12 protein-coding genes are annotated in these 13,921 nt (G+C 45.9%); 10 read left to right on the top strand and 2 right to left on the bottom strand.

Annotation, left to right across the window (positions count from 1 at the left end; genetic code table 11):
- Position 1 precedes the first annotated feature (1 nt).
- Positions 2-1,636 carry a stage V sporulation protein B gene (gene spoVB, locus MHI55_RS24430; RefSeq protein ID WP_340387340.1) on the bottom strand — a complete coding sequence of 545 codons (1,635 nt, stop codon included), beginning with the start codon at positions 1,634-1,636 and terminating at the stop codon, positions 2-4.
- Between the two features lie 227 nt (positions 1,637-1,863).
- Between spoVB and MHI55_RS24425 the strand changes: the two genes are divergently transcribed.
- The 6 genes from MHI55_RS24425 to MHI55_RS24400 all read left to right on the top strand — a co-directional run bounded on the left by MHI55_RS24425 (position 1,864) and on the right by MHI55_RS24400 (position 8,375).
- Entirely contained in the window at positions 1,864-2,103 is a 240-nt protein-coding gene (locus tag MHI55_RS24425) for a post-transcriptional regulator (protein WP_036617497.1), read from the top strand.
- A gap of 91 nt (positions 2,104-2,194) precedes the next feature.
- A complete protein-coding gene (secD, locus tag MHI55_RS24420; RefSeq protein WP_051447453.1) occupies positions 2,195-3,445 on the top strand; it encodes a protein translocase subunit SecD in 1,251 nt (416 codons plus the stop codon).
- A complete protein-coding gene (gene secF / locus MHI55_RS24415) occupies positions 3,435-4,343 on the top strand; it encodes a protein translocase subunit SecF (protein WP_340028536.1) in 909 nt (302 codons plus the stop codon). Before secD ends, secF begins: the two co-directional genes overlap by 11 nt.
- Positions 4,344-4,416: 73 nt before the next feature.
- The gene (locus MHI55_RS24410) at positions 4,417-5,376 is read left to right on the top strand and encodes a cation diffusion facilitator family transporter (RefSeq protein ID WP_036674553.1); all 960 of its coding nucleotides are present in this window, start codon (positions 4,417-4,419) and stop codon (positions 5,374-5,376) included.
- A gap of 40 nt (positions 5,377-5,416) precedes the next feature.
- Positions 5,417-7,825, top strand: coding sequence for a single-stranded-DNA-specific exonuclease RecJ (gene recJ / locus MHI55_RS24405; protein ID WP_036616889.1), 2,409 nt, complete (start codon positions 5,417-5,419; stop codon positions 7,823-7,825).
- A 37-nt stretch (positions 7,826-7,862) separates the two neighbouring features.
- A complete protein-coding gene (locus tag MHI55_RS24400) occupies positions 7,863-8,375 on the top strand; it encodes an adenine phosphoribosyltransferase (RefSeq protein ID WP_017686780.1) in 513 nt (170 codons plus the stop codon).
- 153 nt (positions 8,376-8,528) lie between these two features.
- Here the strand turns inward: MHI55_RS24400 and uraA are convergent, their stop codons facing one another.
- A complete protein-coding gene (gene uraA, locus MHI55_RS24395; RefSeq protein ID WP_340387339.1) occupies positions 8,529-9,845 on the bottom strand; it encodes a uracil permease in 1,317 nt (438 codons plus the stop codon).
- Between the two features lie 373 nt (positions 9,846-10,218).
- On the opposite strand from uraA, the gene MHI55_RS24390 reads away from it, so the two are divergent.
- The 4 genes from MHI55_RS24390 (at position 10,219) to MHI55_RS24375 (ending at position 13,887) form a co-directional block, all read left to right on the top strand.
- On the top strand, positions 10,219-12,396 hold the full coding sequence (locus tag MHI55_RS24390; RefSeq protein WP_036616894.1) for a bifunctional (p)ppGpp synthetase/guanosine-3',5'-bis(diphosphate) 3'-pyrophosphohydrolase: 2,178 nt from the start codon (positions 10,219-10,221) through the stop codon (positions 12,394-12,396).
- Positions 12,397-12,408: 12 nt separating this feature from the next.
- Positions 12,409-12,870, top strand: a complete 462-nt coding sequence (gene dtd / locus MHI55_RS24385) for a D-aminoacyl-tRNA deacylase (protein ID WP_339185966.1) — start codon at positions 12,409-12,411, stop codon at positions 12,868-12,870.
- Positions 12,871-12,946: 76 nt separating this feature from the next.
- Complete coding sequence (locus MHI55_RS24380) at positions 12,947-13,114, top strand: hypothetical protein (RefSeq protein ID WP_340387338.1); 168 nt, start codon at positions 12,947-12,949, stop codon at positions 13,112-13,114.
- A gap of 266 nt (positions 13,115-13,380) precedes the next feature.
- Positions 13,381-13,887, top strand: coding sequence for a type 1 glutamine amidotransferase domain-containing protein (locus tag MHI55_RS24375; RefSeq protein ID WP_036616900.1), 507 nt, complete (start codon positions 13,381-13,383; stop codon positions 13,885-13,887).
- Positions 13,888-13,921 lie beyond the last annotated feature (34 nt).

Below are 13,921 nucleotides of genomic sequence, written 5' to 3'. Positions count from 1 at the left end.
ATCATTTGCCTGAGCGGCGCTTGAACCATGAACCAATCAAAGGAGCACGGGACAGATCATGAAAGTCAATCATTTTGGTCCAGCCCATGACGATGAAATACACGATAAGCCCGACAAAAGGAGCGAGAAGCATCCTCACCCAAAAAGGCAATATCATGGCAGTCTCTTCGTATACGAGTAGGGTTGCTGCTCCCATAATAAACATTCCTGCACCCGTCTTGACCCAATCCATCATTTTGAAGCGGAACTGTAGCAGACTGCGTACGCTTTGGGCATGTAACAGGGTAACTACCGTAGAATTCACACAGATGGCGATGACTGCACCGAAGATGCCATATTCAGGCCGGGAAGCAAGCGTCAGAATCAACGTAATTTTGATAACAGCACCGATAAACGTATTTAGCAATGCTTTACCCGGACGGTCAAGAGCTTGTAATGCAGCTTGAAGAGGAGCTTGAATATAAATGAACAAAGCAAAAGGAGCCATTAGCTTCAGCATGCTTCCGATCGATGCATCATTATACAGAACAAGACACATCGGTTCGGCAAGCACATACATAAACACGGAAAACGGAGCACCTGTCACAAGTGCCAAGCGTAATGCCTGATGCATTCTTTTGTGAATCAGTGCGCGATCTCCCTGAGCAGAAGCTTCGGACAGTGAAGGCACAAGTGATGTCGCGAGCGATGAGGTTAGTGCCCCCGGCAGCAGCAACAGAGGAATAATCATACCTTGTAATGCACCATATTGTGCTGTAGCGAGCCCTTTGGATATGCCTGCCAGAGCCAGACTTTGGGCAGTAACGATGGTTTCGGCCAAATAGGATAAGGAGCCAACCAATCGGCCTGCTGTAACAGGAATAGAGATTGCAAGCAAACGCCGGATTAATCCGGGCTGTGGAGTACCCGCCTCTTTCAGAACTGAAGGTATTGGGTTTAAAGGTTTGGCTGTAGGTTTGGTTGTGAGATTGGACATGTTCTGTTGCATAGCGAGCGGTAACTCTTTCTTCTGCCTGTTATACTTCCACAAGAGTACAAGCATACCGCCGAATTCTCCAACGAGCGCTCCCAGCATGGCACCAGCAGCAGCTTGGGCAATACCGTGGGGGAGGAGAAGCCAGGCAAACCAAATGACACAGACGATACGAATGATGGTTTCAACAATGGATGAAATGGCAGTAGGCATCATGTTTTGCTTACCTTGGAAATACCCTCTGTAGACAGCAGATACGGCGATAATGGCAATCATGGGGCTCATACTAACGAACGTATGGTATACCCGCTCATCTGTGAGCACGTACTTGGTAACCCAGGGTGCAAACAGGATGCACAAAAACATGAATACAACACCCAGGGTCAACGTAAAGCTTAAGCTTACTTGCAGGATTCGCTGGGGGGAATAACGATTGGCACCGGTATCAGCTTCGGCTACGAGCTTGGCTACGGCGAGCGGAATACCACCCGTAATTAATGTCACCAGTACGATAAAAAAGGGATAGCTCAATTGGTAGATGCCAACACCTTCTGCACCGATGACTCGTGGCAGCGCAATGCGCGGAATGAAACCAAGTATTCGATTAATTATGCCTGCCGCGAGCAGGATCATGGCCCCCTGGATAAATGTCTGTTTCTTCAAGACTACCCCTCTTTCCCGGTTGAAAGTACAGGCTATCAACATAAACGGGACAAAGCCGTTGTTCTTCATCCTATGCCAGTCCTTTATCTTCTCATGACAACTTGGACACGATTAACAAAAAGAACCATATTCAGCAAGAAGGAATATGATCAGGCGAAGTCGAATCATGTAATATTGATGCCGCATAAAGGCTTGGATGTACGAAGGGAGGCTCCCCGTTGGAAGAAATGAATGATGTGGAGTTGGAACAGTCAATAGAGATGCTCTGCCGTAGCAAAGCGGAGGAATTAAGGCTTGTCGGTTACGAATATGTCACCAGCAAAGATGTCTGGAATTGCGTCAGTCATAAATATGAAAAACAGGGCATTCCACCGCTTCACCAGCTGGTGAACGACATTTTGTCACTGAAAGCAACAAGCTTTATGAACTTTATGACCGTGTCTGCATACCGGGGGTCCTCTTTCTAGACGAAAGGGATCTTTTTTGTTGAAAATTGACTGCTTTTTACGGCATCGCTATAATAGGAATATTGAGAACGAAAGGGGATCTAGGAACGGCATGAAAAGAATTATCAGTTTCATTCTGGTCGTGCTTGTCACCACAGGGGTAATGGTGGGAACAAGCCCGGAACTGCTCAAAAATATACGCTTGGGCCTTGATTTAAAGGGAGGCTACGAGATCTTATATGAAGCAGAGCCGCTCGAAGCAGGTCAACAAGTCACCAAAGCATCTTTGGTGCAAACGGCCAAAAGTCTTGAAAGCCGCGCCAATGCGCTCGGAACAAGCGAACCGGAGGTAACCACTGAAGGAAGCAACCGGATTCGATTGAAGTTGGCAGGGGTTACGGATGAGGCTGAAGTTAGAGCCAAAATGAAAGAGCCGGCTGTTTTGACCTTCCGTAGTAAAGCTGAGAACGACAAGGAAGGCGAATACACCAAAATTGAGCTTCGCGGAAATGAATTTGTTGAGAATGCAGCCAAAGTTGTGTTCACTCAATTGAATGAGCCGATGATTGACATTCAAGTGAAAGATAAAGCCAAATTTTCCGAGATTACCAAACGTTTGATCGGACAACCTCTCGCGATTTATTTGGACGATGAGCTTCTATCTGCTCCAACCGTTAGACAACAGTTGACAGATGGTTCCGCTCAGATTTCGGGTGCTTACACACGTGACGAAGCAAACCAGCTTCGTGACACCATTAACTTGGGTGCATTGCCACTGAAACTTACAGAGAAGTATTCACAAAGTGTTGGTGCAACACTTGGTAAGCTTTCTCTGGATCAGACCATTAAAGCAGGATTGATTGGTTCCGTTATTATTCTAGTGTTCATGATTGGGCTTTATCGCATTCCTGGTATAATCGCGAGTTTTGCCTTGATCACACATACGTGGCTGGTACTTGCAATCTTCTATTTAGGAGAATTCGTGCTTACCCTTCCAGGTATTGCGGCGTTTATCCTGGGTATAGGGATGGCGGTGGATGCCAATATCATCACGTACGAACGGATTAAAGAAGAGATGCGCAGTGGTAAGTCGATCTTGTCTTCGGTTAAAGCGGGTGGTAAGCATTCCTTCCGAACAATCATTGACTCCAACATCACAACCATTATTGCTGCGGCTGTTATGTTCTTCTTGGGAACAGGTGCGGTAAAAGGTTTTGCACTCGTGCTGATTTTTGATATTGTCACCAGTATTATCACGAATATTTTCTTCTCCCGCTTCCTGTTGACCCTGCTTGTACGGGGTAACGTGTTGAAGAAGCCTAAGTACTTCGGAGTGAAGGAGAGTGAAATTCGTGCGCTTTAATTGGAATTTTGATTATGTTAAAGGTAGTAAGATTGCCTATATCTTCTCGATTATTCTGACGATTACGGGGATCATCAGCATTCTGGCTTTGGGTTTGAATTATGCAGTTGATTTCCGTGCTGGATCGAATGTGGATATCTCGGTATCCAAAGCAATCACAGCGGAGCAGATTAAACCTATCGTTAAGGGCATCGGTGTTGATGAGGGTGATGTTACCATTACATCGGGGGCTGACCGTGTAAATGTTCGTTTCTCGAACGTATTGGATGAAAATCAAGAAAGTAAGTTCAAAGAAGAATTTGCCAAACTGGATGCATCAGCTTCGTATGAAGTAAATACCGTTGATCCGGAGATGGCCAAAGAATTGGAGCGCAACGCGATCTACGCAGTACTCATTGCAAGTATCGGGATCATGATCTATGTTGCGATCCGGTTTGAGTGGCGCTTTGGTTTGGCTGCGGTTATCGCACTCTTCCATGATGCATTTGTTGTAATAAGTGTGTTCTCTATCTTCCGTTTGGAAGTCGATCTGACCTTTATTACCGCAGTATTGACCATTGTCGGGTTCTCGATTAACGATACGATCGTTATCTTTGACCGGATTCGTGAGAATCTGCGTTTTGCCAAAAAGACAACCAAAGCCGACCTACGCGAGGTAGTCAATCGCAGTTTGGCTCAAACGATGACACGTTCCCTTAATACAACATTCACCGTGTTTGCAGCTTCAATCTGTTTGTTCATATTTGGTGGAGAATCCATTCGCATGTTCTCGCTTGCGATGGTTATCGGAACACTGTTCGGCGCATATTCTTCAATCTATATCGCTGCCCCACTATGGCTGATGCTCAAAGGTAAACAAGTGGATAAGCCAAAAACAGTAGCTAAAGAATCTAACTAAACATCTTATTGTGAAGCCGCGTCTGCCAGGCGCGGTTTTGCAACTTTATGTACAGAATTAAGGGGGAATATTCATGACCAGAGAACATATCCCATCTGCTCAGGCTGCCACATGGAGCGGTATTGCCGGTAATATGGGACTTGCGGTGATCAAAGCGGGAGTCGGTTATATGGCAAACAGCAAATCATTGCTCGCTGACGGCTTGTATTCTGCTTCTGAAGCTGGTTCTGCCCTGGCTGGTCTCTTTCCCTCCAAGTCTGTACGCGATAAGAGGAAGGCTCGCAGGGGACGGTTTAAAGAACATTCAAGTGTTGCTAGACCCGGAATCTCAGTATTGTTATCTGTGCTGATTCTCATGGGTGGATTACAGCTTGCCATCTCCGCATTGGGTAGTCTCTCCGGAAGTGAACCGGAAGCACCCGGCAAGTCGGTACTTTTGGTGGCTGTTGCAGCTTTGGCTGTGAAAGAAGCGATTTTTCAATTTCAGTACAGATATTTCCGTAAACGGAACCAGTCTCAGGCGCTGGCCTATGCACAGCAACATCGCCGTGCACTCTATTGTTCGCTCACCGTGTTAATCGGCATTATAGGATCGATGGCTGGTGAAGAGACGGGATTGAGCATGCTGCTCTACCTAGACCCCACGGCTGCGTTGATTGCTTCCTGTTTTGTGCTTCACAAGGGTTACCGAATGATTGTGGACACAGTCTATGGTTCACTCGTTCAGGAGCTGGAGCAGGAAGAAGCCTCAGATTTTAAAGAGACCGTACAGCGGGTATATGGCATCATTACCATTGAGCATTTGGTTGCACGTGAACAGGAACATGACGTTACGATTGAGCTGGTCATTAGTGTGAATCCGAGGATCTCGATACTGGAAGCACAGGAGATTGCAAATCGTGCCAAGACATTACTGCTCACCCGTTTCAGTCATGTGAAAGAAGTACAGATTCAAGCGATACCTTATGATCCAGGTTATCCCTATAAATCCAATCATGAACTGCCCGATCACGAAGCGACATTAATTCAGTAGTGAAGCGCGGGTCCAGTAGATCAGGAAAGGAGCGTTATCATTGCTTTATTCGCAATACCGGTGGAATACACCGAATATCGATTTGGAGGCGGCTGCGGGACTCTCGCAGGCGCTTTCCGTTTCACCCCTTGTTGGACGTTTGCTTGTGAGTCGAGGAGTGCACAATGAGAAGGAGGCCGAACGTTTTTTGCATCCTGACCTGAATCAGATGCATGATCCCTATCTGCTCCTTGGCATGAATGAAGCTGTGCCACGTATCAAGCTGGCATTGGAGCGGGAAGAACATATTTTGATCTACGGGGATTATGACGCTGATGGCGTATCCAGCACATCGCTCATGATCCATTTGATGCGTCATCTTGGAGCTTCGTACGATATATATATCCCTCATCGCTCGAATGAAGGGTATGGATTGCACAACCATGCATTGGATTGGGCCCATCAACAAGGCGTTTCATTGATTATTACCGTGGACACCGGAATCAGTGCTGTTGAACAGATTGCCTATGCGGCCACGCTGGGCATCGAAGTCATTGTGACAGATCACCACGAGCCGCCTGAAATTTTGCCCGAAGCCTTTACACTTATTAATCCGAAACTTCCAGGATGCCCGTATCCTTTTAAAGGTTTGGCAGGAGCGGGAGTAGCCTTGAAGCTCGCTCAGGCATTAATCGGGGAAGTGCCCGGTGAATGGATGGAGATTGCCGCCATCGGCACCGTTGCCGATCTGATGCCTTTGGAAGGGGAGAACCGGGTTATCGTCAGTTATGGAATAGAATCGATGCGTGGTTCACGTCTTCCCGGTGTAAGTGCATTGCTGGAAATCAGTGGTGTGGATCAGAGTCAGGTGACTTCGATTAATATTGCCTTTGCCATGGCACCTCGTATTAATGCCAGTGGACGTTTGGATCATGCAGGACGAGCGGTGTCGCTGCTCACAACTGAGAATCTGGATGAAGCTCATACGCTAGCCGGTCAGCTTGATCTATTGAATCGGGAGCGGCAGCAAGTCGTAGAGGGCATATTACAAGAAGCAACGGCACAGTTGGAACAAAAGATACAGCTTCGTTCAGGATCCGTTCCAGATGTAATCGTATTGGCTGGTGAGGGCTGGAACGTCGGAGTGGTTGGTATTGTGGCTTCCAAATTACTGGAACGTTATTACCGACCTACACTTATCCTTGGGATCGATCCAGAGAGCGGTGTCTGCAAGGGCTCTGCGCGCTCCATTGAGGGCTTGGATATCTATCAGGCACTCACAGTCAATAAACACACTATGGACCATTACGGGGGACACCCTGCAGCAGCAGGTATGACCTTGCATCGGGAACAGCTGGAAGAACTTGAGGCTGGTTTGAATGAGTTTGCTGCATCTGTATTAACTGAAGAGGACTTTGTACCTCAACGTCTTGCGGATGATGAATGCAGAATCAGTGATGTTCCGCTGAAAGTGATCCAGGAGATCGACAGATTGCAGCCTTTTGGGATGAGCAATCCTTCGCCACGGTTTGTATTGAGAAGTGTGACTGTGAAGGAAACCAGAACAATGGGACGAGAGAAACGCCATCTGAAACTGGTTCTGGAACAGGATGGTCAGCAACTGGAAACCGTTGCTTTTGGCAAGGGAGCGTTAGCAGAGTTCCTTCTCCCAGGTTCCGTTATTGATGTGATGGGAGAACTGTCCATCAATGAATGGAATGGGATGAGAAAACCTCAATTGATGCTTCAGGACATTCATGTTCCTCAGGTCCAAGTGTTTGATTTGCGCGGTAATGCCGAGCCATTAAATGCGATGAAACATTTCTTGAGCTCACTTGAGGTGCATCTGCGATATAAATCTGGTTCTGTTGGTGCTATTGTTAGGAAAGAAACAGATGTTTCCGAGGGAAATTCATTGTATGAACCTTGCCTTTGGGTATATGATAGAAAGGTCGGGTTATTTCCGTGTAATGCTGCTGCACAGCATTATGGACAGGAACAAGTCCGGACGTTATTTGTGTTTGATACGCCGGAAACCCCGGAACAACTTAATGCCATGCTGGCTTTGTTCAGTGGAGCTGAGAATATCATCCTTCTGCACGGATCAGGCAACCGCCGAGATCGCCTTCAGATGCCTTCCAGAGAACTCTTTAAGCGTATTTATATGCAGGTGTTGAAATGGAAAGCTGAACCCGTGGAGGAACAAGAGATTACTCCTGTGCTCAGTCGTCAGTGTGGTTGTTCGCCGCGCATGATTACGATGATGTTGGATGTATTCGAAGAGTTATCCTTCATTACCCGTGATAACGGCAAAATTGCGTTTGTGGATAACCCGCCTAAGCGTGAACTAACCGCTTCACGTCACTATCAGGCGCTCGAAAATATGGCCGAGATAGAACAGGTGATGCTGGATGCAGCCACACCGCAACTGACACAATGGATGATATCCCGGATGAAGGGCGTATCTTAGATGGAAGTTTGTGTATTTATTTTAGGAGGAGATTATTTTGGATTTTAAAGATTATATTCGTGTCATCCCTGACTTTCCACAACCGGGAATCAGCTTTAAGGACATTACAACATTGTTGAAGGATGGAGAAATGTACCGCAATGCGATCAATGAACTGAAAGTGATGGTTTCTGATCTCAAAATTGACGTTATTGCTGGACCTGAAGCACGTGGTTTCGTTGTGGGCGCCCCTCTGGCATACGCTCTTGGTGTCGGTTTTGCTCCGATTCGCAAAAGTGGAAAACTGCCTGGAGAGACGATTGAAGTTGGTTATGATCTCGAGTATGGCAAGGATACACTCGCGATGCACACAGATGCGATTGAAAAAGGTCAAAATGTCCTGATCGCAGATGATTTGCTCGCAACGGGTGGAACGATTGCAACTTCCATCAACTTGATTGAACAATTGGGTGGGAAAGTTGTCGGAGCTGCCTTCCTGATTGAGCTGTCTGATCTGAATGGTCGTGCCAAATTGCCAGAAATCGATGTATTCACATTGATGAATTATTAAGCTGAAATCTCCACATGTACCGCTGTGATGAAACATGAATTGTTTTTTCCGTTTCCCGGGAAATAATATACAGCATTAATGATTATCAAAAAGCCTGTTCTTCCAACCATAAGGTTAGGGAGAACAGGCTTTTTGATGTGTATACGATGGAAGTTAATCGGGCGTTTTTTCAGTGATAGGCTGTTTACGTGAATCGTCATTCAACCAACCTAGCACTTCAAACAGTTTGAACAACAAGCTCATCAGAATTCCGACGATGGTTGCCAGTGCCATCCCTTTCAGATGAATACCGTAGAAGGTAACTTCTGTACCACTTAGCCCAATGACCAGTACAAGTGTAGTAAGCAGCAGATTGGTCGGTTTGGCAAAATCGACTTTCTGCTCAACCAGAATACGCAGACCTGATGCTGCAATAACCCCGAACAGAAGCAGGGATACGCCACCCATAACAGGCACAGGAATATTGGCTACAAGCGCCGAGAATGTTCCTGAGAAGGAGAGTACGATTGCAATGACTGCTGCGCCACCAATGACATATGTGGAGTATACGCGAGTCAGGGCCATTACACCGATGTTCTCACCATAGGTTGTATTGGGAGTAGATCCTACAAACCCGGACAGAATGGTGGAGACCCCATTACCAAGCAGGGAACGATGAAGCCCAGGGTCTTTCGAAAGATCTTTGCCTACAATGCTGCTCGTTACAAGCAAATGTCCAATATGTTCAACGATAACCACAAGCGCTACAGGTAAAATGGTGAAAATAACGGACCAGTCAAATGTAGGCGTTGTTACGGTTGGCAATGAGATGAAATCAGCGTTTGCAATAGCTTTTTTTTCAACCAGACCCATAAAATAGCCTAATACATATCCGGATACAATTCCGATTAGAATATGAATAATTTTGGGGAATCCACGGAACGTTACGGCACCAATTACTGTGATTCCCAATGTGACCATGGATAAAATAATGGGTTTGGCCTGCGGCACCCAGTTCGGGTTAGCAATAGGATCAGAGTTAATCAATCCTGCCATACCAGCTGCAACAGGTACAAGCTCCAGACCGATCAGAGCAACGATGGCGCCCATAACCGCTGGTGGGAATACAACGTTGATCCATCCTGTTCCAGCATATTTAATGATAAGAGCCACGAGGCAGAACACAAGTCCTGTTATGATAAAAGCTCCAAGTGCCATGGAGTAGCCGTTCTCTGGATGTGTTTTCAATACTGAAGTGACAGGAGCAATAAAGGCAAAACTGGACCCGAGATATGCAGGGATCTTTCCTTTACACATCAGTATGTACAACAATGTTCCAATTCCGTTCATCAGCAGGATCATACTTGGATCAACACCGAACAGGTTTGGTACAAGTACTGTGCTACCAAACATGGCGAACAAATGCTGAAGGCTAAGCAGTGAACCTGAGCCAAGTGGCATCTTTTGATTAACCTGGATTTCGCGTTGCAATGAATTTCATCTCCTTTTCCGAAACACAAACTTTCAATAGATTACAGAGTTTCTCTTAATTAATCAATAACATTTTTGACGTAACAGAGCGATAGAATTAATATTTTCATGAATTTTCCTTCTATTTCAGCAAATAACGGCAATAATACATAAGAAATAAGAAATACATCCAATCCCCTGTGAGTCATAGGGAAACGAGATAGAAGTAATTCAGATCATCAATATAAAAATTGGATAAGCGCTCTTATTCGTCAGCAGTTGACGGGAAACGGGCGAAGCGTCATAATTATAGGAAATTACTTTTACGGGGAACCTGTGTTGCAGCACTGTCACGGGTTCCATTTGGTATAGAAAGGACACGGAACAGATCAGAATGGGCATAGAGCAATTACTCGAGAAGGCCGGGGCATATATCAAAGAACCCGATCTGGTGCGCATACGAGAAGCTTACGAATTTGCTGATCAGGCCCACCATGGACAGACGCGAAAATCGGGAGAACCGTATATTCTGCATCCGCTTGCGGTTGCCGACATTGTTGTGAACATGCAGATGGACACCATCTCCATAATAGCAGCGCTTCTTCATGATGTAGTAGAGGATACTACGGTCTCACTTGAAGAGATCCGCAATCATTTCGGCAATACGTGTGCCATGCTTGTTGACGGCTTGACGAAGCTGGAACGTATTCAGTTTCGCTCCAAGGAAGAACAGCAGAACGAGAACTACCGCAAAATGTTCATCGCCATGGCGCAGGACATCCGTGTCATCGTGATTAAATTGGCTGACCGTCTGCATAATATGCGGACACTCAAGTTTCAGTCGGAAGAAAGCCAGCGCCGGATTTCATATGAGACGCTGGAAATTTTCTGTCCGATTGCAAACCGTTTGGGTATCTCTGCAATCAAATGGGAAATGGAGGACATCGCCCTCCGTTATTTGAATCCGCAGCAGTATTACCGAATTGCTAACCTCATGCACAAAAAACGTGCGGAACGGGAGCAATATATTGATACGGTTATGGATGGAATTACGAACAAACTCGATGAGATGGGAATTCAGGCAGACCTTTCGGGCCGCCCGAAACATATCTACAGCGTGTTCAAGAAAATGACCACCAAGAACAAGCAGTTTAACGAAATTTATGATCTGCTTGCCATTCGTATTATTGTGGATAATATCAAGGATTGTTATGCTACCCTGGGAATTATACACACGCTATGGAAACCGATGCCTGGACGCTTCAAAGACTACATTGCGATGCCAAAGGCGAACATGTATCAATCGCTGCATACAACGGTAGTTGGTCCCAATGGCGAACCAACAGAAGTACAGATCCGGACATGGGATATGCACCGGACTGCTGAATTTGGTATTGCTGCCCACTGGGCCTACAAAGAAGGCGCTGCGAACGGAAATCATTTTGAAGACAAGATTACGTTCTTCCGTGAAATTCTTGAACTTCAAAACGAAGCACAGGATGCATCAGAATTCGTAGAGTCACTCAAAATGGATTTCTTCTCGGATCTGGTATTTGTATTTACGCCAAAAGGAGAAGTCATCGAATTGCCAATCGGCTCTGTTCCTTTGGATTTTGCTTATCGAATCCATACGGAGGTTGGTAATCGGACCATTGGTGCCAAAGTAAACGGTCGGATTGTTCCGCTCGATTATCATCTGAAGACAGGTGATATAATCGAAATTTTGACGTCCAAACATTCTTACGGACCGAGCCAGGACTGGATGAAAATTGCGAAATCTTCTCATGCACGAGCGAAGATCAAGCAATGGTTCAAGAAGGAACGCCGTGAAGAAAACGTTGAAAAAGGTCGGGAGAGCTGTGAGCGCGAACTGAAGCGTATGGGGCTTGACCCTTCTGCGTGGATGACGGATGACAAGTTGATGGAAGCTGCCAAAAAATATGCGTTTAACGATATTGATGACATGCTTGCGGCTGTTGGATTCGGTGGGATTACTGCTGCACAGATTGTAACCAAAGCAACCGAAAAACTGCGTAAAGAGCAGGAAGAGTCCAGTTTGCTGGAATTAAATTCCGAGATGCGCGAGCTGAAACCTGCGCCTGAGCGCAGAAATCGTCCAACCAACGGTATTCGTGTTAAAGGCATCGATAATCTGCTTGTTCGATTCGCACGATGCTGTAATCCTGTACCTGGGGATGACATTATCGGATACGTTACACGCGGACGCGGCGTTTCCGTACACCGTAGTGACTGTCCGAATATCCCGACAAGTGCAGACGGTGAAGAAGCAGCACGTGTTATTGAGGTCGAGTGGGAAGAGAATATCGAAGCAAGTTACAGTGTGGATATTGAGATTACAGGCCATGATCGGAATGGCTTGCTCAACGAGGTACTTCAGGCTGTATCTGAAAGTAAAACCAACATATCTGCCGTTACAGGACGGACAGATAAAAATAAATTAGCATTGGTGCACGTCACAATTCTGATTCGTAATACGGATCATCTGCAATCCGTTGTAGAACGGATCAAACGTGTGAAAGATGTCTATTCGGTGCATCGGATTATGCAGTAAGGAGCCTGTAAGATGAGGGTGCTTGTACAACGCTGTAAAGAGGCTCAGGTGACTGTGGGAGACGAGCTGACAGGTAAGATCGAATCCGGATTAATGCTACTCGTGGGCATTACCCATGAGGATACCGCGAAGGATGCCCAGTATCTGGCTGACAAAGTTAGTGGGTTGCGGATATTTGAGGATGATCAGGAGAAGATGAATCTCAGTCTGCTTGATGTTGGCGGTGCTGTATTGTCTGTTTCCCAATTCACCCTGTACGGAGATTGTCGCAAAGGAAAGCGCCCGAGCTTTGCGGCTGCGGCCCGACCTGAAGCGGCAGAACTGTTATATGAAACGTTTAATCAACTGCTACGTGATAAAGGTATTCAGGTTGAAACCGGGCGTTTCGGAGCGATGATGGATGTAACATTTACCAACTGGGGACCCGTGACTTTGATGCTTGAAAGTCCGGTTCGTCAGGAACCAAGTGCATAATTCCATGGAGTTCAGGCCATAATAAGGGATAATTCGTTGATGACTATTTCATGATCAAAGGAGTATCCATCCAATTATGCGCCAATCTGCGAAAGAAACACGTGCCCGTACAGAACCTTTGTTACTCCCTGGCAACCTGTATGAATCATTGCAACTTGCCCGTTCGGCTGCTGAGTATGTTGCAACGATCTGGGCACTTCAGGATTCGGACAAAGGGAAGCAGAGTCATCTTCCGCGATCTTGAATGTCTACACAGGGATATAAACATCCGATATTTGGATTATACAGATTTTGAAAAAGTCCTGATTCCTTCCCGAATCAGGACTTTTTGTCGTGAGTTGATCTTTTTAACTATTCGTTTGAAGACTTCGTTACAAAATGAAATTACATTGAATTGTTATAAATTGCTCTGGTGAGGGTAATAACAAAACGAGGCACAACGAAGTGCCAATGTACTGAAAGACCCGATTTTATAAAGAAAGTTCGAACACGGAAAGGAGAACATACGTTATGAGTAAAGTTGCTTTTTTATTGGCGAATGACTTTGAAGATTCGGAGATGCAGGTCCCGTATGACGAAGTAAAAAAAGCTGGACATGAAGTGGAGATTATCGGATTAAAAGCCGGTGAGACCCTTAAAGGTAAAGGAGGAAAGGCCTCCTATACCACAGATAAGGCGATTGGTGATGCTTCCGCTTCAGATTATGATGCAGTCGTGATTCCTGGTGGATCATCCCCTGAGAATTTGCGAAGTGATGCGCATATCTTGAAGTTTGTCACCGAGATCAACAGTGCGAAGAAACCAATTGCTGCGATCTGTCATGGTCCGCAAATTTTGGCTAGTGCCGGTCTGTTGAAAGGCCGTACCATTACATCCTATCCACCACTTAAGGATGATATGGTAAACGCAGGAGCAGAGTTCAAGGATCATGAGGCCGTTGTGGATGGAAACTATATTACATCCCGAACACCTGAAGATGAGCCAGCGTTTGTACGTGAACTGCTAAAAGTTATATAACTTCAGCTAGTGCAACTGACATATATTGATGTAT

It is taken from the genome of Paenibacillus sp. FSL E2-0151, assembly GCF_037993015.1.
Lineage (GTDB): Bacteria > Bacillota > Bacilli > Paenibacillales > Paenibacillaceae > Paenibacillus > Paenibacillus amylolyticus.
The sequence above is the reverse complement of the archived record's forward strand: the minus strand, read 5'-3'. Positions and strand labels throughout refer to the sequence as shown.